The 21,660-nt window shown below is 47.4% G+C and carries 20 protein-coding genes and 2 pseudogenes; 8 read left to right on the top strand and 14 right to left on the bottom strand.

Features of this window, described 5'->3' with window-relative positions; genetic code table 11:
- Positions 1 to 3: 3 nt before the first annotated feature.
- Positions 4 to 4,245, bottom strand: a complete 4,242-nt coding sequence (gene dnaE, locus P1P86_05085; GenBank protein ID MDF1574547.1) for a DNA polymerase III subunit alpha — start codon at positions 4,243 to 4,245, stop codon at positions 4 to 6.
- A gap of 81 nt (positions 4,246 to 4,326) precedes the next feature.
- On the opposite strand from dnaE, the gene P1P86_05080 reads away from it, so the two are divergent.
- From P1P86_05080 to P1P86_05065, 4 genes and pseudogenes are all read left to right on the top strand, one after another.
- Positions 4,327 to 4,704, top strand: coding sequence for a T9SS type A sorting domain-containing protein (locus P1P86_05080; GenBank protein ID MDF1574546.1), 378 nt, complete (start codon positions 4,327 to 4,329; stop codon positions 4,702 to 4,704).
- 133 nt (positions 4,705 to 4,837) lie between these two features.
- A pseudogene (locus tag P1P86_05075) lies at positions 4,838 to 5,404 on the top strand (30S ribosomal protein S16).
- A gap of 278 nt (positions 5,405 to 5,682) precedes the next feature.
- Positions 5,683 to 6,204: a ribosome maturation factor RimM gene (gene rimM, locus P1P86_05070; GenBank protein MDF1574545.1), complete on the top strand. Its 522-nt coding sequence runs from the start codon at positions 5,683 to 5,685 to the stop codon at positions 6,202 to 6,204.
- Positions 6,205 to 6,324: 120 nt separating this feature from the next.
- Positions 6,325 to 6,868 (top strand): annotated as a pseudogene (locus tag P1P86_05065) (DUF2807 domain-containing protein).
- Positions 6,869 to 6,972: 104 nt separating this feature from the next.
- Here P1P86_05065 and P1P86_05060 read toward each other — a convergent pair.
- From P1P86_05060 to yidD, 7 genes are read right to left on the bottom strand one after another with little or no spacing between them, the layout of a single operon-like run.
- Positions 6,973 to 7,539 (bottom strand): L-threonylcarbamoyladenylate synthase, encoded by a 567-nt coding sequence (locus P1P86_05060; GenBank protein ID MDF1574544.1) that lies wholly within the window; start codon positions 7,537 to 7,539, stop codon positions 6,973 to 6,975.
- Complete coding sequence (locus P1P86_05055) at positions 7,532 to 8,653, bottom strand: glycosyltransferase family 1 protein (GenBank protein ID MDF1574543.1); 1,122 nt, start codon at positions 8,651 to 8,653, stop codon at positions 7,532 to 7,534. The genes P1P86_05060 and P1P86_05055 overlap by 8 nt, the downstream gene beginning before the upstream one ends.
- Positions 8,653 to 9,465, bottom strand: a complete 813-nt coding sequence (locus P1P86_05050) for a 2,3,4,5-tetrahydropyridine-2,6-dicarboxylate N-succinyltransferase (GenBank protein ID MDF1574542.1) — start codon at positions 9,463 to 9,465, stop codon at positions 8,653 to 8,655. The genes P1P86_05055 and P1P86_05050 overlap by 1 nt, the downstream gene beginning before the upstream one ends.
- Positions 9,462 to 10,268, bottom strand: coding sequence for a metal ABC transporter permease (locus tag P1P86_05045; protein MDF1574541.1), 807 nt, complete (start codon positions 10,266 to 10,268; stop codon positions 9,462 to 9,464). The genes P1P86_05050 and P1P86_05045 overlap by 4 nt, the downstream gene beginning before the upstream one ends.
- Positions 10,269 to 10,278: 10 nt before the next feature.
- Positions 10,279 to 11,025, bottom strand: coding sequence for an ATP-binding cassette domain-containing protein (locus P1P86_05040; GenBank protein ID MDF1574540.1), 747 nt, complete (start codon positions 11,023 to 11,025; stop codon positions 10,279 to 10,281).
- Complete coding sequence (locus P1P86_05035; protein MDF1574539.1) at positions 11,022 to 11,909, bottom strand: zinc ABC transporter substrate-binding protein; 888 nt, start codon at positions 11,907 to 11,909, stop codon at positions 11,022 to 11,024. Before P1P86_05035 ends, P1P86_05040 begins: the two co-directional genes overlap by 4 nt.
- A complete protein-coding gene (gene yidD, locus P1P86_05030) occupies positions 11,906 to 12,229 on the bottom strand; it encodes a membrane protein insertion efficiency factor YidD (GenBank protein MDF1574538.1) in 324 nt (107 codons plus the stop codon). The genes P1P86_05035 and yidD overlap by 4 nt, the downstream gene beginning before the upstream one ends.
- A gap of 149 nt (positions 12,230 to 12,378) precedes the next feature.
- Here yidD and P1P86_05025 point away from each other — a divergent pair, with 149 nt between their 5' ends.
- Together P1P86_05025 and P1P86_05020 are read left to right on the top strand one after the other, a co-directional pair.
- On the top strand, positions 12,379 to 13,602 hold the full coding sequence (locus P1P86_05025; GenBank protein MDF1574537.1) for a 6-phosphofructokinase: 1,224 nt from the start codon (positions 12,379 to 12,381) through the stop codon (positions 13,600 to 13,602).
- A 60-nt stretch (positions 13,603 to 13,662) separates the two neighbouring features.
- Positions 13,663 to 14,868 (top strand): ATP-dependent 6-phosphofructokinase, encoded by a 1,206-nt coding sequence (locus tag P1P86_05020; protein ID MDF1574536.1) that lies wholly within the window; start codon positions 13,663 to 13,665, stop codon positions 14,866 to 14,868.
- A 45-nt stretch (positions 14,869 to 14,913) separates the two neighbouring features.
- Here the strand turns inward: P1P86_05020 and P1P86_05015 are convergent, their stop codons facing one another.
- A complete protein-coding gene (locus P1P86_05015; GenBank protein ID MDF1574535.1) occupies positions 14,914 to 15,360 on the bottom strand; it encodes an SPOR domain-containing protein in 447 nt (148 codons plus the stop codon).
- Between the two features lie 137 nt (positions 15,361 to 15,497).
- Between P1P86_05015 and P1P86_05010 the strand changes: the two genes are divergently transcribed.
- A complete protein-coding gene (locus P1P86_05010; protein MDF1574534.1) occupies positions 15,498 to 16,181 on the top strand; it encodes a DUF434 domain-containing protein in 684 nt (227 codons plus the stop codon).
- On the opposite strand, the gene P1P86_05005 is transcribed toward P1P86_05010, so the two are convergent.
- From P1P86_05005 to P1P86_04985, 5 genes are read right to left on the bottom strand one after another with little or no spacing between them, the layout of a single operon-like run.
- A complete protein-coding gene (locus tag P1P86_05005; GenBank protein MDF1574533.1) occupies positions 16,156 to 17,271 on the bottom strand; it encodes an endonuclease/exonuclease/phosphatase family protein in 1,116 nt (371 codons plus the stop codon). The two genes, P1P86_05010 and P1P86_05005, sit on opposite strands and share 26 nt — an antisense overlap.
- Positions 17,268 to 18,179, bottom strand: a complete 912-nt coding sequence (locus P1P86_05000) for a rhomboid family intramembrane serine protease (protein MDF1574532.1) — start codon at positions 18,177 to 18,179, stop codon at positions 17,268 to 17,270. Before P1P86_05000 ends, P1P86_05005 begins: the two co-directional genes overlap by 4 nt.
- Positions 18,180 to 18,191: 12 nt before the next feature.
- Positions 18,192 to 18,905: a rhomboid family intramembrane serine protease gene (locus P1P86_04995; GenBank protein MDF1574531.1), complete on the bottom strand. Its 714-nt coding sequence runs from the start codon at positions 18,903 to 18,905 to the stop codon at positions 18,192 to 18,194.
- Positions 18,906 to 18,934: 29 nt separating this feature from the next.
- On the bottom strand, positions 18,935 to 20,710 hold the full coding sequence (gene mutL, locus P1P86_04990; protein ID MDF1574530.1) for a DNA mismatch repair endonuclease MutL: 1,776 nt from the start codon (positions 20,708 to 20,710) through the stop codon (positions 18,935 to 18,937).
- The gene (locus P1P86_04985; protein MDF1574529.1) at positions 20,711 to 20,995 is read right to left on the bottom strand and encodes a hypothetical protein; all 285 of its coding nucleotides are present in this window, start codon (positions 20,993 to 20,995) and stop codon (positions 20,711 to 20,713) included.
- An 87-nt stretch (positions 20,996 to 21,082) separates the two neighbouring features.
- Here P1P86_04985 and lpcA point away from each other — a divergent pair, with 87 nt between their 5' ends.
- The gene (lpcA, locus tag P1P86_04980; GenBank protein ID MDF1574528.1) at positions 21,083 to 21,655 is read left to right on the top strand and encodes a D-sedoheptulose 7-phosphate isomerase; all 573 of its coding nucleotides are present in this window, start codon (positions 21,083 to 21,085) and stop codon (positions 21,653 to 21,655) included.
- The last annotated feature ends 5 nt before the right edge of the window (positions 21,656 to 21,660 follow it).

Raw genomic sequence — 21,660 nt, 5'->3', positions numbered from 1 at the left:
CAGTTACGCAAGCCGGAATTCAAATCCCGGATTTTCCTTGAGATAGTTTACAAATTCATCGTTCAGTTGCACCTGTTTGTTTCGTGAGAAGAGATTCAGATGCATATTACTTTCAGGATCAAAAATCCGGAATTTCAGGATTTTCCCTTTTTCATTGACCGTATATCGTTCAAAAGAATCAATAAGCTCATCCGTGATCTGGTTAATGTCAAGCGATATGTCGACCGATTTGACCAGTTTATCACGAACGTCAGCGAGCATGTAAACCATTTTCAGTTTCAGAGAATAGACTTTTTTAGCGGGTTCTTCCCGGGGGCTCCATTCGTTGACGCCTGCACGGATCATCAAAGCCACATCGGGAAGGAAATACTGTTTAAAATTGACGTAATCGTTATTTTTCAGCCTCAGGTTGTAGGTGTCGGTATAATCTTCGAGTTGCGCCAGCATATAGGGCTTATTGCGCCATTGGTCCACTCCGTCCCGGACACTCTTTACCATACCGCAGAAGACTATATCCCGGCCTTTTAATTGCTGCAGGTCGCTCAGTTCTTCCAGTTTGTTCGGACAAAAGGCATCTATTTCCAACTTGAACCTGTCCAGGGGATGGGAGGTCAGGTAAAAACCCAGGAGCTCCTTTTCGTGTTTGCAGGTGGTAATATTTTCCCACCTGTTTACTTCGGGAGGTTCGGGCCTGGAAATGGCAATGGCGCTGCTTTCCCCGAAAAGGTTTTGCTGGGGAGTATCTCTTTCGTACTGGATCTTATTCCCATACTTAATCAGCTGCTCGATAAAGGTGCTGTCCTCTTCTTCCAGGGTATCCAGGTACTGGCTCCGGGATATATTCTCAAAACAGTCCAGCGCTCCGGCAATAGCCAGTCCTTCAAAATTTTTCCTGTTCAACTGGTGGAGGTCGTTTCGTTCCACAAAATCATAAATATCCCTGAAAGGGCCGTTCCTGGTCCTCTCCTCGATGATGCTTTTAACGGCATTCTCTCCGACACCTTTGATGGCTCCCATTCCAAAACGGATATCCCCCTTATCATTAACGGTGAACCTCACATTACTTTCATTGACATCAGGCCCAAGCACGGAGATTCCCATCCTGCGGCACTCGTCCATAAATTGACCGATCTTTTTAATGTCAGTAATGTTCCTGCTTAGCACAGCCGCCATAAATTCTGCCGGGTAATTGGCTTTCAGATAGCCGGTCTGGTAAGATACATAGGCGTAGCAGGTAGAGTGCGATTTATTGAAGGCATACTGAGCAAATGCCTGCCAATCGCTCCATATCTTCTCGATCTTCTGTTTCGAAAACCCGTTCTTCGTGCACCCTTCCACAAATTTCACCTTCAGCTCGTCCATCATCTTCTTGATCTTCTTGCCCATGGCTTTCCGGAGAGAATCAGCCTCTCCCCGGGTAAACCCGGCAAGCTTTCTGGAAAGCAGCATGACCTGCTCCTGGTAAACCGTGATCCCGTAGGTATCTTTAAGATACTCTTCCATTTCCGGAAGGTCATATTCAATTTTTTTCTTTCCGTGCTTCCGGTCAATAAAGGAGGGAATATACTCCATGGGACCAGGCCGGTAGAGTGCATTCATGGCAATCAGGTCCTCAAAACGATTGGGTCTGAGATCTTTCAGGTATTTTTTCATACCTGGTGATTCGAACTGGAACAGCCCCGTGGTGTCTCCCCTGGAGTAGAGTTCAAAGGTACGCTGATCGTCCATGGGCAGGTGATCGATATCCACCTCAATTCCCCTGGAAGCTTCAATGTTGGCCACAGCATCTTTAATAATTGACAGGGTTTTGAGTCCAAGGAAGTCCATCTTAAGCATTCCTACATCCTCCACATAGTGCCCATCAAACTGAGTGACCAGGAGTTCCGAATCTTTAAACTTACACACTGGCAGATGGTCGGTCAGTCTGTTCCTGCCTATGATCACTCCACAGGCATGCAGTCCTGTTTGCCGGACCGACCCTTCCAGGCGCTGGGCAATGCGAAGTGTATTGGATATAAGCGGATTGGGTGAGTTACGTTCGGCTTTAAGATCAGAAACCTCTTCGAAAGCTTTTGCAAAGGTCGTCCCGGGCCGGTCAGGCACCATCTTGGCAAGCCGGTCGGCTTCCGGAAGGGGGAGCTTCTGGATCCTGGCCACATCGCGAATGGCCATTCTGGCAGCCATAGTTCCAAAGGTTATGATATGGGCTACCCTGTCGTGACCATACTTATTCACCACCCATTTAAGCACATCTTCACGGCCGTCTTCATCAAAATCGATATCAATATCGGGCATGGAGACTCTGTCGGGATTCAGAAACCTTTCAAACAGCAGGTCGTAACGGATGGGATCAATATCGGTAATTCCCAGGCAGTAGGCTACAGCCGATCCAGCAGCCGATCCCCGTCCGGGCCCTACGGAAACACCCATATTTCGGGCGGCAGCAATAAAATCCTGAACAATCAGAAAGTAGCCGGGGAAGCCCATTCGCTGAATGGTACTCAATTCAAAATCGATCCGTTCCCTAATTTCACCGCTAATCTCCTTGTAGCGCCCGGAGGCCCCTTCGTAGGTGATATGTTTCAGATATTCATCTTCATTACTGAACCCATCCGGGAGCGGGAAATAGGGCATCACCGGATTTTTATTCAAGTCATAAAGCTCAACCTTGTCGGCAAGCTCCATGGTATTATTCAGAACGGCGGGAAGGTCTGCGAAGACTTCTCTCATCTCTGTCTGGGTCTTGAACCATTCCTGTCTGGTGTAGCGAATCCTGGTAGGATCATCCAGGTCCTTGCCGGTATTCAGGCAGATCAGATGGTCATGCGCTTCAGCATCTTCCATATCCACAAAATGGACATCGTTACTGGCTACACATTTGATACCAAGTGAACTTCCGATTTTCAGTAAGGTCCGGTTTACGAACACCTGGTCATCAAAAACCAGTTTATTCATCCCGGGATCGTCCGTGCGGTGCCGCATCAGCTCCAGGTAGAAATCTTCTCCGAAGATTCTCTGGTATTCCAGTGCAATCTTTTCAGCCTCCTCCACGGTTCTGTGCATAATGGCCTGTGGGATTTCTCCTCCCAGACAGGCCGACAGACAGATAACACCTTCATGGTACCTCTCCAGGAGTTCGCGATCGATGCGGGGTTTGTAATAAAACCCCTCGGTCCATCCCAGGGAGATCATGGTAATCAGGTTCTGGTAACCTTTGTAATTTTTGGCCAGCAAAACCACATGGGCCGTCCCGTCCTGGTTTTTATCCTTTTTTGAATGCCTCTCCCTGCCGGCCATATAGGCTTCGCACCCCAGTATGGGCTTGATCCCTCTCCGGACAGCTTCCATATGAAACTCTTTGGCCCCGAACATATTCCCGTGATCGGTAATGGCTACTGCGCGCATGCCATCATCGACAGCTTTTTTTAAAAGCTCAGGAATACTGGCAGCTCCGTCCAGAATCGAATACTGGGTATGTACATGCAGATGGCAGAATCCTTCCTCCGGTTCTTCAGGGGAACTTTCCATGGAGAGCTCTTCTGCATCGGCTTTTTCTTCATCCTTTTCATCCCAGTTGGATCTGTGAGTCAGCCCATAGGGGCCCACCTTCCCCTGGTTTTTTGAGATAAAACGGCTATACGTTTCCGGATCAAGTCCAAGGGATTCAGGGGTGATGATCTTTTTTCGCAGTAATTCAAAAAAGCAGCGGGTGGTTGCTTCCACATCGGCTGCCGCATTGTGTGCCTCCATGAATTTCTCATCAAACAGGGATTCATAGAGCTCCATCAGTTTAGGCGGCTTGAATTTCCCTCCCCTTCCGCCAGGAAGCTTCAAATAACCGGTGCTTGAGCGCATGGTACATACCTGCTGCTTTTGCAGGAAATCTGTTGCCACTCCGCTTCTGATAAATTCAGCACCCAGTGCATTGATATCGAAACGGATATTGTGCCCCACCAGAAAGGTTGATTTTACCACTGATTCATTGAACTTCTGCAAAGCTTCAGCAAGAGGTAATCCGAACTTTCTTGCTGTCCCGGTTGAAATGCCATGGATTTTTTCAGCAGAATAGGGGATTTCAAATCCATCGGGCCGGATCAGCAGGTTATGATGCTCGTAAAGCTCCCCCTCTTCGTGATGCAACTGCCAGGCAATCTGCACGACTCTTGGCCAGTTATCTACCTCATCTATAGGAGCATTATCTCTTTTTGGAAGCCCGGTAGTCTCTGTATCGAATATTAAAAACATAGAAAGTAAAGTTAGGAGAAATACCCCCACTCTACGGCCATGTTAATAATTTATTGGCAGGATTTTTGTTATCTTTAAGGCATGAAAAAATCCACCATACTGTTAATGGGAATTTTGATGGGTACTATCTTTGTTTCCCGGCATCTTTTTTCTTATTCGGCTGTGATCGCGGATGAAAGGCCTGCAGGAGTTGAGATGGCCCCTGTTGAAATAAAGGTTTTTCCGAATCCATCCGACGGGCGGTTTCAGTTGACCTTTGAATACAGTGGGATGGAGAAGATCCATGCAAAGGTGTATGATATTACCGGGAAACTGGTAGAAAATATTACCGAGGACCTGGTGATTGTTGAAACATCTGTATCGGCCACCGTGGATTTGGAAAGCCCCGGTTCCGGCATCTATTTTATCCGGATAGAGTGGGGTAAGACCTTGCTTACGAAGAAAATTATTATTCGTTAAGTCCTGAACCTTTTAGCCGGGCTTGCGCCTCCCCCGGTGATAATCCTTTAGAATCTTTGCATATTATGTGATTAATGCTACCTTTGCGGTCGCTAAAATTGTAGGTTTTTAACAATTAAAATTAAAAAAGAGTATGCCAGCAAAGATCAGATTACAAAGACAGGGTCGCAAATTTCAGGCGATCTACTCTATTGTAGTTGCTGATAGCAGGGCGCCACGTGATGGTAAATTTATTGAATCGTTGGGTCAGTATAATCCCAATTCCAATCCTGCTACCATTGTTTTGGATTTCAACAAAGCCTTAGAATGGCTGCAGAAAGGCGCTCAACCTACGGATACATGTAGAGCTATCTTATCCTACAAAGGAGTATTGTACAAGAAACACCTGTTGGATGGTGTTAGAAAAGGAGCTTTTGATGAAGCTGAGGCTGAAAAAAGGTTCCAGGCATGGATGACTGAAAAGGAACAAAAAATCCTGGCTAAAAAGGATCAGATTAAGTCCGTCAAAGTGAGTCTCGATAAGAATCGTTTTGAGGAGGAAACAAAAATCAAGGAAGCCAGAGCTGCTGAAATTGCCAAAAAGCGTTCTGAACTCATTGTTGCTGAAGAGGCTGCAAAAGCACCCGCTGAAGCACCTGCAGAAGAGCTGAGTGAGGAAGCTGGCGGGCAGGCGGAACCTGCAGCTGAGGCCGCCGTCGAAGAAGTAAGACCTGTTGCTGAGGAAACTCCTGCTGAGGAGCCCAAGGCTGAGGAAACTCCTGCTGAGGAGCCCAAGGCTGAGGAAACTCCCGCTGAGGAAACTCCTGCTGAGGAGCCCCAGGCTGAGGAAACTCCCGCTGAGGAGCCCCAGGCTGAGGAAACTCCCGCTGAGGAAACTCCCGCTGAGGAAACTCCTGCTGAGGAGCCCCAGGCTGAGGAAACTCCTGCTGAGGAGCCCCAGGCTGAGGAACCTAAAAACGAGGACTAATAATTCAGAAGATGTTGGTTCCGGATGGAGCAAAGGCAGGGAAAATATCCAAGCCATACGGACTCAAGGGAGAGTTAGTCATCATTCTTGAACCCCTGGTATGGAATGACATTAAACCTGATAACCCGCTGTTCATTGAGATCGATGGACAGCGGGTTCCATTTTTTGTGAAGGAAGTGGAACTGCTATCAAAAGAACAGGCCATAATTAAGTTTGAATTTATTGATACCCTGGAAGCAGCCAGGGAAGTATCGGGATCTTCCATTTTTTTTGAGACCGGCAGTCAATCTGATTCTGTAAAAAGGGGAGAGGGAGAACTGGCCGGCCTTATTGGATTCGCAGCCTCAGACATAAAGAGTGGCCCTCTGGGACTTATAAGCGATTATCTGCCACATCCCATGAATCCGGTGTTCGTTATTCAATCTGAAAACAGGGAATTACTGGTTCCCGCTGTCATGGATTTTATCGAGCAGATCAATATCCGGGAACGATCCATTCAGTTTATTTTACCGGAAGGTCTGACCACCCTGTAACATTTCATTTTTGCCGGCGTCTTTGAGTTATATGTTCCATAACTAAAACAGACAATGATGAAAAAAATACTGGTTCCCATGCTTGCAGTTTTGACCCTGCTGGTATTAAACAGTTTCTTAATGCCTGACCTTCCCAAAGAGGAAGTGTGTAAGCTTGAAGCCTTCGATGGAATTGGCATTGCCGTTAGTGCCGATGTTTTTTACCTGCCCGGCAATACTCATGAAATAAGGATTGAAGGTGATGCCAAAGATGTGGATGAACTTCGAACCGAAGTGAAAGACGGTTTCCTGCAGGTGAAGTACGACAGCTGGGGGAGCAGGCACTCCAAGGTGACTCTCTATATAACATCCAAAGAGTTGGAGGCAGTGAAGATTTCGGGATCCGCTCATTTTGAATCCGGGGAGCCAATCACTGCAGATGAGATGGAACTGGCCATGTCGGAAAGTGGCGGAATTCTATTTGAGAGTCTGGAAACCGATGAGGTCGATGTAAAGATTTCGGGTGAATGAGTTCTCGGCGGGCATCAGCGGATCAGGATCCGTCAGGATTACTGCCCGGGAGGAGCTTGATGTGAAGATTTCCGGCAGTGGTAAGGTATATTATCACGGGGATCCAAAGGTACACAGCGTCTCATCCGGCTCTGGTAAAACAGTAGCGCTTTAAAGATTCGGAGCACCCCTGCTCAAAGAGGAGGGGATACAGGAGCGGTTGTTTATACAACCACCTGCGGGCTGTCTGGAAACAGGCAGCCCGTTTTGCGTGAGGTATCAGTCCCGAATCGTGGTGATGCTGCCATCCTCTTCCAATTTGATGATGGCCGAAGGTTGTGAAGGCGTGTTCTCATTCTGACGCCAGTTAACTATATGGTCGACCTGTTCGCGGATCGAAGATTTGATCTGGTGAAACACGGCTGGTGAAGGATCGCCTGAGAGGTTGGCCGATGTGGATACAATAGGCAAGCCCGTTTTTTCTATAAGTTTCAGGCAAAATGGATCGCTGGTGATCCGGATACCAACGGACCCGTCAGGGGCTAACAGGTTATCTGCAAGATGCCGCGACCCGGGGTAAATAATGGTGGTTGGTTTTTTTGCCTCTTCGAGAATCCGGAGTGCCCGGAGGGGAATGCCAGCCAGGTATTCTTCCAGCATGGAGATATCATCCACCAGAACCAGCATACTTTTGCTATCTGCCCGTTGCTTAATCTGGTATATCCTGCGGATACTTTCCCGGTTGCGTGCATCACAACCAATGCCCCAGATGGTATCAGTAGGATAGAGAATGACCCCGCCTGAAAGAATAATATCGCCGGCCCTTTGTACTTCGTTATCAATCATGTAAACTCTCCAGATAAAGGTTGTAGAGTGCCGGGATGGTCTGCTCTTCTCTGAATTTGAGGGCATGGGCCCCACCTTCCCGGACCAGGCGGTCACGCAGGGAGCTTTTCTCAAGTACTTGCCTGATGGCATGGATCATTTCTTCCTGATTCTCGGGGTCAATAAGCAAGCCCCCTTTCCCAGCTGTTTCTTCCAGGCATCCCCCTCTGGTGGTTATAACCGGAACTCCCGAATTCAGCGCTTCGAGCACCGGGATCCCAAAACCTTCATAGGATGAAGGATATATGAAACCCGAGGAACCCTGGTATATCGCAGGAAGGTCAGAAGCCTGAACCTGGTCCAGAAAGTAAATATTTGACAGGCCGTTTCGCTCCATATATTGTTTAACGAGGTTGAAATAGGAGGTCTTTCTTCCCACCACGACCAGAGGGAAATCAATATTCCCCTGGTGAAGGGCCTCTATAATTTTCAGAAGATTTTTCCGCTTTTCAATAGTGCCCACATATAGCAGATATCTGGCCGGCAGGGCGAACTGCTTGCGTGTATACCGCATGGATTGCTCGCTTACCCGGCTGTAAAACTGCCTGTGGCAGCCCTGGTATACCACACTGATTCTGGATTCGTCCACATGCAGCAAACGGACTATATCCTGTTTGGTTTGTTCACTGGCAGCGATAATTCTGCTGGCCGCACGGGTGCCGTACCGGGCTTTCCTTTCGTATATTTTCCGGCTCAGGGTCTGGTATAGTTCAGGGTGTTCCAGGAATATCAGATCGTGAATAGTGATTATAGATTTAACCCGGCTTTTGTGAATACCTGCAGGTAATTCATTGCTAAGGCCATGGTAAAGATCAATGGCATCCTTGCTTAATCTGTGGCTTAGTCTGAAACTGCGCCATAAGGATCCTGATCCTTTCCAGATTCCATGTTCAGGCATGCGGACGGAAGTTCCCTTCGGTTTGTTAAAGAGCGCCGCATCGGCTATATACGGGGTGTAAAGAAAGCATTCATTCTCCGGGTAGAAACGACAGAAATTGGATATGATATACCTGCTGTAGTTACCCAGCCCGCTGTAGTTGTTAAAGGCTCGCTTTGCATCAAATCCGATCCGCATTACACTGCTACATTGTATTCCCTGAGGGCATCATTCAGGGAGGTTTTCAGGTCCGTGGATGGTTTCCGGGTCCCGATGATCAGAGCGCAGGCTACCTGGAAGTCACCAGCCGGGAAGCTTTTGGTGTAGGATCCTGGTATTACCACTGAGCGGGCCGGAACGACTCCCCGTATCTCCACAGGCTCTTTTCCGGTGACATCAATGATCCGGGTAGATTTGGTAATGACCACGTTGGCGCCAAGAACTGCTTCAGATTCCACCCGCACCCCTTCAACGACAATACTCCTGGAGCCGATGAAACAGTTATCCTCTATAATAACCGGGGCTGCCTGTACCGGCTCAAGGACACCACCTATCCCAACGCCGCCGCTTAGATGAACATTTTTTCCGATTTGAGCACAGGATCCAACGGTAGCCCAGGTATCGACCATGGTACCTTCGTCCACATAAGCCCCTATATTCACGTAGGAAGGCATCATGATAACCCCTCTTGAGATATAGGCTCCATATCTGGCAATGGCGTGGGGCACCACACGAACCCCCTTCGATTTATAGCCGCTTTTTAAGGGGATCTTATCGTGGAACTCAAAGGGAGGAACCTCTATGGTTTCCATCTTTCTTATGGGAAAATAAAGGATGACAGCCTTTTTGACCCAGTCATTTACTATCCAGCTCCCCGACTCCTGATAGGCAACCCTTAAGATGCCGGTGTCCAGTTGGTCGATAACCTCATGAATGGCTCTCTGAACGTCCATATCCTTAAGGAGCTCCCGCTCATTCCAGGCGGCCTCAATGGTCTCTTTTAATTTCATCTTCCAAAAATAGCAACTTTAATCAGGCGGGCCAGCAGATATAAGATCACAAGGGTAAATATAATGGTAGCCCCCGAAGGAATATCCATGTAATAAGAGAGGATCAGCCCCAGGAGGGAGGCGAAAAACCCCAGTATCACTGATCCGATCATGATGTGACTGAAGCGCCGGGTAAACAGGTTTGATATATTCTGGGGGATGGTTAGCACAGAGAGTACCAGGATGATTCCGGCTGTGCGGATACTTAAAACAATGGTCAGAGCCGTCAGGATAATTAGCAGATAGTTGATAAACATAACCGGGATCCCCCGAATCCGTGCGAACTGCTCATCAAATGCGACGTATAAGATGGGCCGGTAGAAGAGTATGCTTACCGTGGTAACAGCCAATGCCAGTGCCAGCATCAGCCAGAGATCGGTATTGGTTACCGTGATAATGCTGCCAAAGAGGTAACTCATCAGATTGGGCGCGTATCCCGGTGCCAGATATACAAAGATTATACCGATGGCCATGCCCAGAGACCAGAGGATGGCAATAATGGAATCGTTTCGCATCACTTTGCGCCGGGTAAGGTTCTCGGTTGTTAAGGCAGCCAGTATGGCCACAGCAGCAGCTCCGGCCAGCGGGGAGAACCCGAGGTAATACCCAATTCCCACCCCGCCAAAGGAAGCATGGGTAATACCACCGCTGATAAAAACCATCCGTCTTGATACGATGTATGTACCTATGATACCGCAGCTGACAGACATGAGCAGAGCTGCCAGCACTGCATGTTGAATGAATCCATATTTGAGCAGTTCCAGCAGTTCCATGTTATTTATGAATGTGCTCTTTTATGACCCGGTGGGGGACAGGGCCATGGGCGATGATTTCGATGGGACAATTATATACCTTCAGCTGTTCTTCACTGATCTCATTGGAGGGATGGTAATGCAGATCGCGGTTTACACAGGCAATGGTTTTGATATAGGGAGAAATCGTACCGATATCATGCGAGACCAGCATGATGGTCATGGTTTTGTTCAACTCTTTTAAAAGGGCATACAGCTCCGTTTCAAATTGATTGTCCACGTGGGTGTCAGGTTCATCAAGAACCAGTAAGCCGGGGGAAGAGATAATGGCTCTGGCCAGCATGGTGCGCTGGAGTTCTCCGCCGGACAATTCTCCTATGGCGCGTGACCGCAATTTCTCAAGTCCCACAGTTTCCAGCGCCTGATCCACTTTGTCTCGCCTTCTCCTGGCTGTGCCCGGTCTCACTTTCAATCCGTGTTCCAATCCGGAAGCGATCACCTCTTTTACAGTAATGGGGAAGCTTTCATCCACCTGGCTTCCCTGTGGGAGGTACCCGATCTCAGATCTGTTCAATAAAAGATTTACTTCTCCCTTTACTGGTTTAATAAGACCCAGGATGGCCTTAAGCAGGGAGGTTTTGCCGCCACCGTTCGGACCGATGATTCCAATAAAATCGTGTTCGAACACAGATAAACTGACATTGGAGAGGACCAGCTGCTTCTGATAAGCAACATCCATATTTTTAATCTCTATAAGCAGATTGCTCATGGAGCCGGGGAATTAAGCTGTTCTGCAATATAAAGCATTTGTTCACCCCAATGCAGAGAGAGTGGATCAAACTGAACAATATGAGCTCCCGTTTCACGGGAAAGAATCTCGGCATTTTTACGGTCAAACTGGCTTTGTATCAGTATTTTCCTGATATTTTTAACCCGGGCCAGATCAGTCATTTGTTTCAGATGGGCCGGTGAGGGCGATTTTCCCTCTTTTTCGAGGGAGAGTTGTTCCAGCCCGTAATCTCTTGCAAAATAGGTGAGTGCCGGATGATAAATCATGAATGCCCTGTTTTCAACACCTTCAAGCTGGCCCGTGATTGATGCGTGAAGCGTATCCAGATAGAGGCCGAATTGATCATGCCTGGCCTGAAGATATTCCTTTTTATCGGGGAGGAGCAGTTGAAGCTCTTCAAGAATATTGTCCGCAATTATTCCGGCATTGATGACTGACATCCAGATATGAGGATCCGGACCGTGATGTGAATGCTCGTGGTGTTCCCCGGCCTCTTCAATTTCTTGCTCTTCTTCCTCCAGGATGATCTCTACTCCCTTCGAAAGATCGACAATTTTCATTCCCGGATCAACGCTTTTGATCTTATCCATCCAGCTTTGTTCAAAACCCACATATCCAATGCGCATATACAGGGAGGATCCATCCAGTTTCTCAAGTTGTGATACAGTGGGCTCGTAAGTGGCGGGACTGGCCCCGGAAGGTATCATTACATTTACTTCCACCAGGTTTCCGGCCAGCTGTTCAATAAAAAATTGCTGAGGAATGATGCTGACGCTTATCACAGGTTTGTCCGTGGATTCAACTCCCGTCCGGCAGGAGGAGAGCAGTAAGAATCCCGATAGGAAAAGAAGCAGTTTTTTCATGGATTACCCGGTTTAAATATTTTAAAAAGCGAAGTGCCTTTGGGCGGCACAGGATCATGTCCGTGACCACCCCATGGATGACAACTCAGGATTCTTTTTGTTCCCAGAATCAGCCCCTTTACGGGGCCATGAATTTTCAGGGCTTCGAGGGCATACTCGGAACAGGTGGGATAGTACCGGCAGGTTTTTGGAAGTGCCGGAGAAATGATCCACTGGTAAATTTTTACAGGAGTGCTTAGCAGGGCTACCAAAAACCACCGGACCCACTTCACCAGGAAAAAGTCATTTATCCGCTCCGAAAGACTTGATAAGCTGCTCATAGGCCAACTGAAATTCAGGCAAAATTAAGAATAATTAGGGAGTAATTTAGATCATTTCTTTACTGGAATTCATTTCAATTTTGCTTAATTTCACGGCGCAATTTTCCAGTTAATCAGTTAATCCTATAATTCAATTACAAATTGTTATCATGAAAGAAGCTGTTGCTATACTTTGCGCAGGCGGACCTGCACCCGGAATCAACACTGTCATCAGTTCTGTGACTAAGATATTTAATAAGAATGGATACAATGTACTTGGAATAAACGGAGGGTATAAAAGTCTGTTTTCCGAGGAACCTTCTTTTGAATATCTCGATTTTGAATATGCCGATCAGATTTACAGCAGGGGAGGCTCTGCCTTGAAAATGAGCCGGTATAAACCGAAGGATGATGAGTTTAAAGTGGATTTCTTTAAAAAGAACAATGTAAAGCTTCTGGTGACCATCGGGGGAGATGATACGGCTTCAACCGCCAACCGCCTGGCCAAGTTCCTGGCCAAACAGAAAATGGACGTGAAAAACATTCATGTACCCAAGACCATAGATAATGACCTGCCGCTGCCGGAGGGGACGCCTACTTTTGGATACCATTCTGCCAAGGAAGAGGGGGTGCGTCTATCCACGACCATTTATGAGGATGCCCGCACCAGTGGAAACTGGTTTGTGGTCAGTGCGATGGGACGTGAAGCCGGGCACCTGGCATTCGGAATCGGAACCGCCTGTCACTACCCCATGATTATCATCCCCGAGATGTTCAATAAGACCAAGATGACCTTTGATAAGATTACCAGGATGGTGATTTCTTCCATGGTTAAGCGCAGAATCCTGGGTATCGATTATGGGGTGGCCATGATCAGCGAGGGTGTTTTCCATTTTATGAGTGACGAGGAAATTATTGCGACCGGCGTTAACTTCACTTACGACGAGCATGGTCATCCCGAGCTCGGGAATGTAAGTAAATCACACATTTTTAATATGCTTACCCAGCAACATCTTAAAGGTTTGAGGATTACCGTGAAAAGCCGGCCTGAAGAGATCGGGTACGAACTGCGCTGTTGCAGGCCCATTGCCTATGACCTTTCCTATGCCACCAGGCTGGGTTTGGGTGTTTACAGCCTTTTTGAAAAGGGAGAAACAGGCTGCATGACCACTATTGACCGCGGAGGCAATATTACCCCGCTCTACCTCAAAGATGTAGAGGATGAAAATGGCAAGGTGAAGCCCCGACTGGTGAATATTGAATCCGAATCTGTGCAGGTAATCTTCAGGAACAATCTGCATTACATTATCAAAGAGGATTACAGGGCTGCAAAAAAGTATGTGAAGAATCCTGAAGACTATGACTTTATGAAGATCCTTAACTGGGATATGTAGTACCCACTGCCGGTGTCGTTGATTTATATCAATTAATCTTTTAATTTTAAAAGAAAAATCATGGCGCAGGGGAACAGGAAAAAAGGAACCATTGGAATACTAACCGGGGGTGGTGATGTACCGGGTTTAAATCCGGCTATTCGCGCGGTTACTATTCGTGCCCTCCGGGAGGGATACCAGGTTATCGGACTTCGAAAAGGCTGGTCGGGCATTACAGAGATCATCCGGGATAAGAATGCGGATAACAGTGAACACTTTATGGTTCTGACCGAGCAGATTGTGAACAAGGCAGGTCGGACCGGTGGTACCTTTCTACATACATCCAGAGTAAATCCCAGCAGGATAAAGTTTGAGTCAGTGCCTTCTCATCTGAAGGATAAATATAAGAAAGAGAGCAACGATCTGACTCCGGAAGTACTGAAGAACCTCGACTATCTGGGCATTGACTATCTGATACCCATTGGTGGCGATGACACGCTGAGTTACGGGGTTCGCCTATACAAAGAGGGCTTTAAGGTCATTGCCATACCCAAGACCATGGATAATGATGTTCCGGGCACCGACTATTGCATCGGCTTCAGCACCTGCGTTACCCGCACCATTAATATGACCAATACCTTACGAACCTCGGCCGGTTCACATGAACGGATACTGGTCCTGGAGGTATTTGGAAGGTATGCCGGTTTTACGGCCATGATCCCGACGATGGCAGGTGCCGCAAATCGCTGTGTTATACCCGAATACCAGTTTGATATCGAGCACCTGACCGAGCTTTTGGTGGAGGACCGTTTTCAGAATCCCAGCAACTATTCCGTGGTACTTGTTTCAGAGGGGGCCACTTTCCAGGGGATGGAAACGATGATGTTTAAAAATGGGGAGAAAGATGCCTATGGTCATGCAAAGCTGGGCGGAATTGGCAACACGGTCGCCGATTTGATTAAACAAAAGTCGGCGAAATTTAATCATGGGCTAACTATCAGTATCATCAACCAGCACCTGGGTTACCTGGTTCGCGGGGGGGATCCGGATGCGATAGACTCCATTGTTCCCATGGCGTATGGAAATCTTGCACTGGATCTGATATTAAAAGGAATTCACGGAAGGCTGGTTGTCCTGAGAAATGGCCGTTACGACAACGCTCCCATCGATGTGGTAACCAGCACGAAGAAACTGGTGGATGTGAAAAAGCATTACAATACAGATCGTTTAAGACCTCACTTCAAAAGTTTTGAATTTCAGCCCCTCTTTATTATGAGCGGCTCTTAATTCCTGAGTGGAATCTGAGGCGACTGTAGCTTTTCCGAAGCTTGCTTATTCGATATAGATCCAGGCAGTTTCGATCACATTATCGCGAACGGGCTTCAGATCCTGGAGAGCAGCTTTTACCGAATTATAGGATCCGGAGGTGACCAGGTTGAAACTATAGGGGCCGGCAATAATTCGGCCCGCATACCCCTGGTCTTTCATTTTTACTGCGTAGTCATCTGCGTATGAAGAGGTCTTGAAGGCACCGACGATGATATGAACTTTCGAATTTCCTCCTTCACAGTCAGCCAGTTTAAGCATGGCCTCATCTGCCTGCATTCTGGCAAGAGCAAGTTGGTCTGCCAGGTCTTTGCTGCTTTTGGCCTGGGCTTTAAGCGCTTCATTTTCGGCAAGCATTTCATCAATCTGTTCTTGAGTCATGGATGGTTTTTGAAATAAATTGCAGGAGGATACCATCAATCCCAGTAAAATAATTCCGATCAGGTTCTTCATGATGATTGCGTATTAGTTCTTCATGATTAAAGATAAGTAAAATCCTATAACCCTGAATTTGTGCCTTATAAGATTTGTTAATAACTCTATACGCTTGTTAATCAGCTTTATGACCTGTTTTATCGTAATTTTGAATGATGAGCAGCACCTTCCCGGATTTTCTATTTCAGGCAGCGGAGGAGTATTTGTGGCTCCTTTCAAAAGCATATCCGCAGAAAAGTGCATTAAAACTGGTGGGCGACAAATTCATGTTGCCCCGCGATATGCGTCAGATTCTTTACAGGGGAGTGGTTCCAGCCGAACAGGCCGTGCTTCGACGCAATAAATTGGGAATAGTGAAAAAAGGGGATCTTGTCCTGATAGATACCTACAATGTCCTCTTCACCATAAATAACTACCTGCTGGGCAGACCATTGTTTTTAAGCAATGACGGAATCTTGCGGGATGCAGGGGAGATGCATGGCAGGATTATTAATAAATCCGTGTTTTCCAGATCGGTATCCATGATGCTTGAAGTGCTGAAAATGTGGCCTGATGCCACCTATATTCATTACCTGGACGAACCGGTATCTCATAGCGGACGGCTGTCCGCAGAGCTTTGTATGGAGATGATGAAGATGGGAATTGAAGGAGATGCTCATACAGTACCTTCACCGGATCAGGTACTTAAACAGGAGAACAGCGATGCCATCTGCACTTCCGATGGAGCGATCATGGACCAGTACCCGGGCCGGGTGATAGATTTACCCAGGTTTCTCCTTTACCATTTTTTCCAGTCCGATTTTCCTCAGGTGATCAGGGGATCAATTCATCCTGCATAAAGAGCAGGGTGGAGATGGGGTAGTGATCGGAATGGTCGGTCTTGATCCTTTTGAAATCGGAGGATAGAAAAGAAGGCCCATACATGATGTAGTCGATTCGAAAAGAGGGGAGTTCTCCCGAATAGGTATTTCCAAAGCCACGCCCCGATTTTCTGAAGGCATCGTTCAGACCTTTCCTGATCTTCCTGTAGGCGTAGGATTGGGGGGTATCATTAAAATCACCCAGGACTATAACCGGGTGCGGGGAATCTCTGATATAGCTGGATATCACCTGGGCCTGTTCGGCCCGCATGGAGAATGCTGTTTTTAAACGTGAACCAATGGCGCGGATTTCGTTCATCTGCTCATTGTTGTATTTAAGCCGGGCAGTATCCAAAAAGGCATAGTTATCCTGCTGGAAATTGATAGACTGTAAATGAATATTGAAGACCCGGATGGTATCCGAATGGACCAGGATATCGGTATACATGGCTGCATTAAAGGAGGAGGAAAACGGGATCCGGCTTTTCTTAATGATCGGATAGCTGCTGTAAGTAGCAATCCCGAATCCCTTCCTGTTGGCAGGATCGCCCGTATAGTATACGGCGTGATTTGGAAGAGAACTGAGCTGTCCGGAAATATCCTTATCCCTCTGTCCTGGTTCTGATGAGGTATAATATTCCTGGAAACAAACCAGCTGAGCTTCCTGTTTCTGCAGAAATTCAAAAATCTCCTTCTTTGCTTCAGGATCTTTGCTCCATTGATAAATATCAAATCCCCGCACGTTGTAGGAAAGAACCTTGAAGAACCGGTCCTGATCAGCATTTACAGGAATCTCAGAAGATCTTATATGAAGAGGAATAAGATTATTTAAGTGGTTCCATCCCAAAAAAATAACTACGACTGAGATAAAAATCTCTCTTTTCAGCCTGATCAGCCAGAAACAGAGAAAGGCCAGGTGCACGATCAGGAGATAGGGATAGGCCAGTCCGAAGAGAGCGGGGAACATCACTCTGGCCGGGTTTACCAGAGGAGCCAGATAAGCCAGCAACATGGCCATGGCAGCCAGGATATTCAGGATCACAATGACTTTGTCAGTAAACTTACTCACGACTTTTTCTTATCACTCATTTTAAAGAGCAATTCTTTTTCTCTGGATGAGAGACTGTCGTACCCGGCCTTGGAGATCTTGTCCAGGATCTTATCGATCTCTTTCTGCTCTTCCACCTTTTGTTTATTATAAAGAAGATCGTCTGCCGGAGGCTTCTGATCAGCGCTACGCTTATAAGTGACTTTCAGGTTATCCCTGCCCGGTTTAAACCAGGTGGCCACTCTGTCCATGCTCCGGTCAAATCCCCTGGTAAGGTCCTTCCCTCTCCGGTAATAATGTGCAAACAGGAATCCTGCTAAAGCGCCCCCAATATGTGCAATCTTTCCTCCGGTATTCACTGAAAAGTCAACCAGGGAGGTAAAAATAAACATGAACAGGGCGATGTATATAATTTTTACCGGTCCAATCAGTATAAGATGCATTCGGCGCTCAGGCTGGTAGGTGGCAGTGGCAACAACCACGGCCATCACAGAAGCGGAAGCCCCCAGGGCGATGGATTCATCTCTTACGCTCTCGAAGACCGGGAAAAGATTATAGAAGACCACATACAGTATTCCTCCGGCCAGTCCGCCCAGCAAGTAGGTGCTGAGTAATTTCTTAAGTCCGAGCTCCTGCATAAAGATGGTGCCGAACCAGTATAACCACAAGAGGTTAAAGAGAATATGAATAAAATCCACATGCAGAAACATGTAGGTAACGAGGGTCCATGGACGGTGTGCAAGTACTTCCAGATTGGCAGGAACGGCCAGGTAGTTCAGAAAAGCGGGAAAGAGTTCATAAGCATTTGACAAAAAAAGTACAATCCTGACAATTTGTACTGCCAGAAAGAGCCCCAGATTGAGATAGATCAGCTTGCTCAGGGTGGATCCTTTTCGGAACGAATCTTTTATTTCGTCAATAATGCTCATTTAATCACGAAGTTAGTAGAAATTATTTGTAAACTTATTCCAGTATCTGATTAAGAAGAACCCAAAAATCATACCACCCAGGTGAGCGAAGTGTGCGATATTTCCTCCGCTCTGGGTGATCCCCAGAAATAGTTCGAGAGCTCCGAATCCGATCACCAGCCATTTGGCCTTGATGGGTATCGGAATGAACATAATAAAGAGGGGGGTATTGGGGAACAGCATCCCAAAGGCGAGCAAAACGCCATAAACGGCACCTGAGGCTCCAACCGTTGGCCTGATCAGTTCCCGGCCGATCTGATAAAAGGGATTACCTGGCTGTAATATCTCATTCAGCAGCGCGTGGTTAATGCGGTCTGCCGAGTAGGCATCTTTCAGAGCTGCAATATCGGGGGCAAACTGGATATAATTGACCAGTTGATGAAAAAAGGCGGCCCCCAGTCCCGTTGCCAGATAATAGATCAGGAAGCGTTTGCTGCCCCATACGCTCTCCAGGGTTTTTCCGAAGATCCAAAGGGCATACATATTAAAAAAGATATGGCCCAGGCCTCCATGCATAAACATATGGGTGACGATCTGCCAGGGTCCGAAGTAGGGCGACTGAATGTAAAACATACCCAGAACCGCATTCAGGTTTACATTGACCGTACTCTGAAAAAGCATGGTTCCCAACAGCATGACTACATTAATAATGATCAGGTTTTTGGTAACCGGGGGTGTATTACTCATTCTTCCGCTATAAAATCCATTCATAATGTCTATTCTTTAAAATGAGAATCCAGTTCTTCCAGTTCAATGATTTTAACAATCAGGGAACCGGAAGGTGAATAGTTCGGGTTGGAACAGGCAAACAACTGGTCGATCAGTTCCTGCATTTCCATATCGTTAAGCTGCTTTCCATATTGAATAGCCGATGCTTTTGCAGCAGCCCGGGATACGCGTTCTGCGTGCTGCGTTTTATTCAGGCCCTGCATACTTTTGAACTGTTCAATCATCAACTCAATGGTGTCGGTGGCAGCTGTGGGTTGTATTTCCGAGGGCAAGCCGTGAACCACGATACTCTGATTGCCCAGGTCCCGGATATCAAAACCCAGCGCCTCCATGCTCTCCATCATTTCCAGGCATACCTGGTAGTCTGCCGGATTCAGGGTAATGGTTTCCGGGAACAGCGATTTTTGCACCAATGGCTTTTGTTGTACCAGGGCTTGCAGCAGCCGTTCGTAAAGTATTCTTTCGTGGGCCCTGCGCTGATCAATCAGCATCAGACCTGATTTGACAGGAGAGAGGATATATTTGTTTTTTATCTGAAGGTTTTTCTGCTTACTCCCCTGATTGTTCGCAGCCGGTTCAAAAAGCCGGTTCCATCCCTCAAAACGTTCATTTAGGTATGGAGCTGAGCGTTTACCGCGTTCATAGCTTTTTTCATCAGCAAAGGGATTATAGCCCGGATTGGTATTAATGGAGGGTTGCCGGATTTCTGTGTCCCTGGAGAGTACCGGAATATCGATGACCCCTTCGATACCGAAATCCAGGGAGGGCGACAAATTGTTTTTCCCAATGGCTTTTTTCACTGAAGCCAGAAGTATCATCCAGATGGAGCGTTCATCTTCGAATTTGACCTCTGTTTTTGAGGGGTGGATGTTCACATCAATATGAGCCGGATCGATGGTGAAATAGATGAAGTAGGAGGGAATATGATCGGCAGCCAGGATCTGCTCATATCCGTTCATAACCGCCTTGTGAAAGTAGGGATGTCGGATATACCTGTTATTGACAAAAAAGAACTGTTCCCCGTAAGTTCTCCTGGCGTGTTCAGGCAGGCCTATAAAGCCGGTGATGGTGATCAGGGAGGTTTCCGATTCCAGGGGAATCAGGTGGTTGTTTGTTGATTTTCCAAATATGCCGGCGATTCTTTGCCTCAGGTTGGAATCAGGAAGCCGGAAAATCTCCGACTGGTTGTGTGTTAATGAAAATGAAATCTCCGGGTGTGTCAGAGCCACATGATTGAACTCATTGATAATATGGCGCAATTCTGTTTGATCGCTCTTCAGGAATTTCCTCCGGGCCGGGACATTATAAAAGAGGTTCCTGATCTGAAAATTAGACCCTGCCGGAGCCTGGATGGCTTCCTTCGATTCAAGTTTCGATCCTGCTATGCGAATCTGTGTACCCAGTTCATCACTACTCATACGGGTTTTCAGGCTCACCTCGGCTACTGCAGCCATGGAAGCCAGGGCCTCCCCCCTGAAACCACAGGTCCGGATGGTGTATAGATCCTCGGCACAGGAAATCTTGGAAGTGGCATGTCGCTCAAAACAGCGTTCGGCATCAAGCTCCGACATCCCGGTCCCATTATCCAGCACCTGGATCAGAGTCTTACCGGCATCCTTAATAATTACCCTGATACTGCTTGCCCCTGCATCCACGGAATTTTCCATCAACTCTTTCACCACCGAAGCCGGCCGCTGAATCACCTCTCCCGCTGCGATCTGGTTGGCAACCGCATCACTCAACACCTGAATCACCTCTGACATCTACCTGTAGAATAATAAATACGCAAGAAACAGGAGTATGGCCAGGATTACCAGGAGCCTGATGTTCGAACTGCGGTTGGCCTTAACTTTCTTCTGCTTGCCCGCTGTACGGAAAGATCCCCGCCTGATGGTTGTACGGTTGGGATCTGCAGGTACTTCGATTCCCATCTCCTGTTTAATCTGCCTGATCCGTTCCTCTCTGGCCTCCTTCTCCGGGTCCCAGTACCTGGGAGTGTAATTAAAGTGTTTATGTCCGGGAAGTTTTATAAACCTGGGTATTCCCATATCTTTAAATTTAGCCTGTAAAGTTAACGATAAAGTCCAGAAGGACGAAAGCCAAAAAAGTCGAAACTGTTTTTTACTTTTGGGAATATGAAAACCCTGATCCTGGAAAACCTGAATGAAGCACAAGAAGTGCTGAAAGAGTTTATTAGCGAAGCCGGAAACCTGGAGGCCGTTGAACAGGCTGCAGCCATGATGGTGAATGCCATTCAGGAGGGTGGAAAGATCATCTCCTGTGGCAACGGGGGTTCCATGACCGATGCCATGCACTTTGCCGAAGAACTCTCAGGGGTCTTCCGGGAGAAGCGTCCGGCCCTTCCTGCAATCAGCATCTCCGACCCCTCGCATATCACCTGCACAGCCAATGATTACAGTTTTGATGAGATCTTTTCGAGATATGTGGAGGGAATAGGTCGGCAGGGTGATATCCTCCTGGCCATCAGCACCAGCGGCAATTCCATGAACATCATCAAGGCTGTTGAAGCCGCCAGGGGAAAAGGAATGAGGGTTATCGGGCTGACCGGCAAGACGGGAGGGCTGCTTGCAGGCCTGGCAGATCAGGAGATCCGGGTAAAGGGACGGAAGAATTCCGACCGGATCCAGGAAGTCCACATTAAGGTCCTGCATATCCTGGTCCTTCTGATCGAGCAGGGAGTGTTTTAGGACAG

This window comes from Bacteroidales bacterium (assembly GCA_029210725.1).
In the GTDB taxonomy this organism is placed as follows: Bacteria; Bacteroidota; Bacteroidia; order Bacteroidales.
The sequence above is the reverse complement of the archived record's forward strand: the minus strand, read 5'-3'. Positions and strand labels throughout refer to the sequence as shown.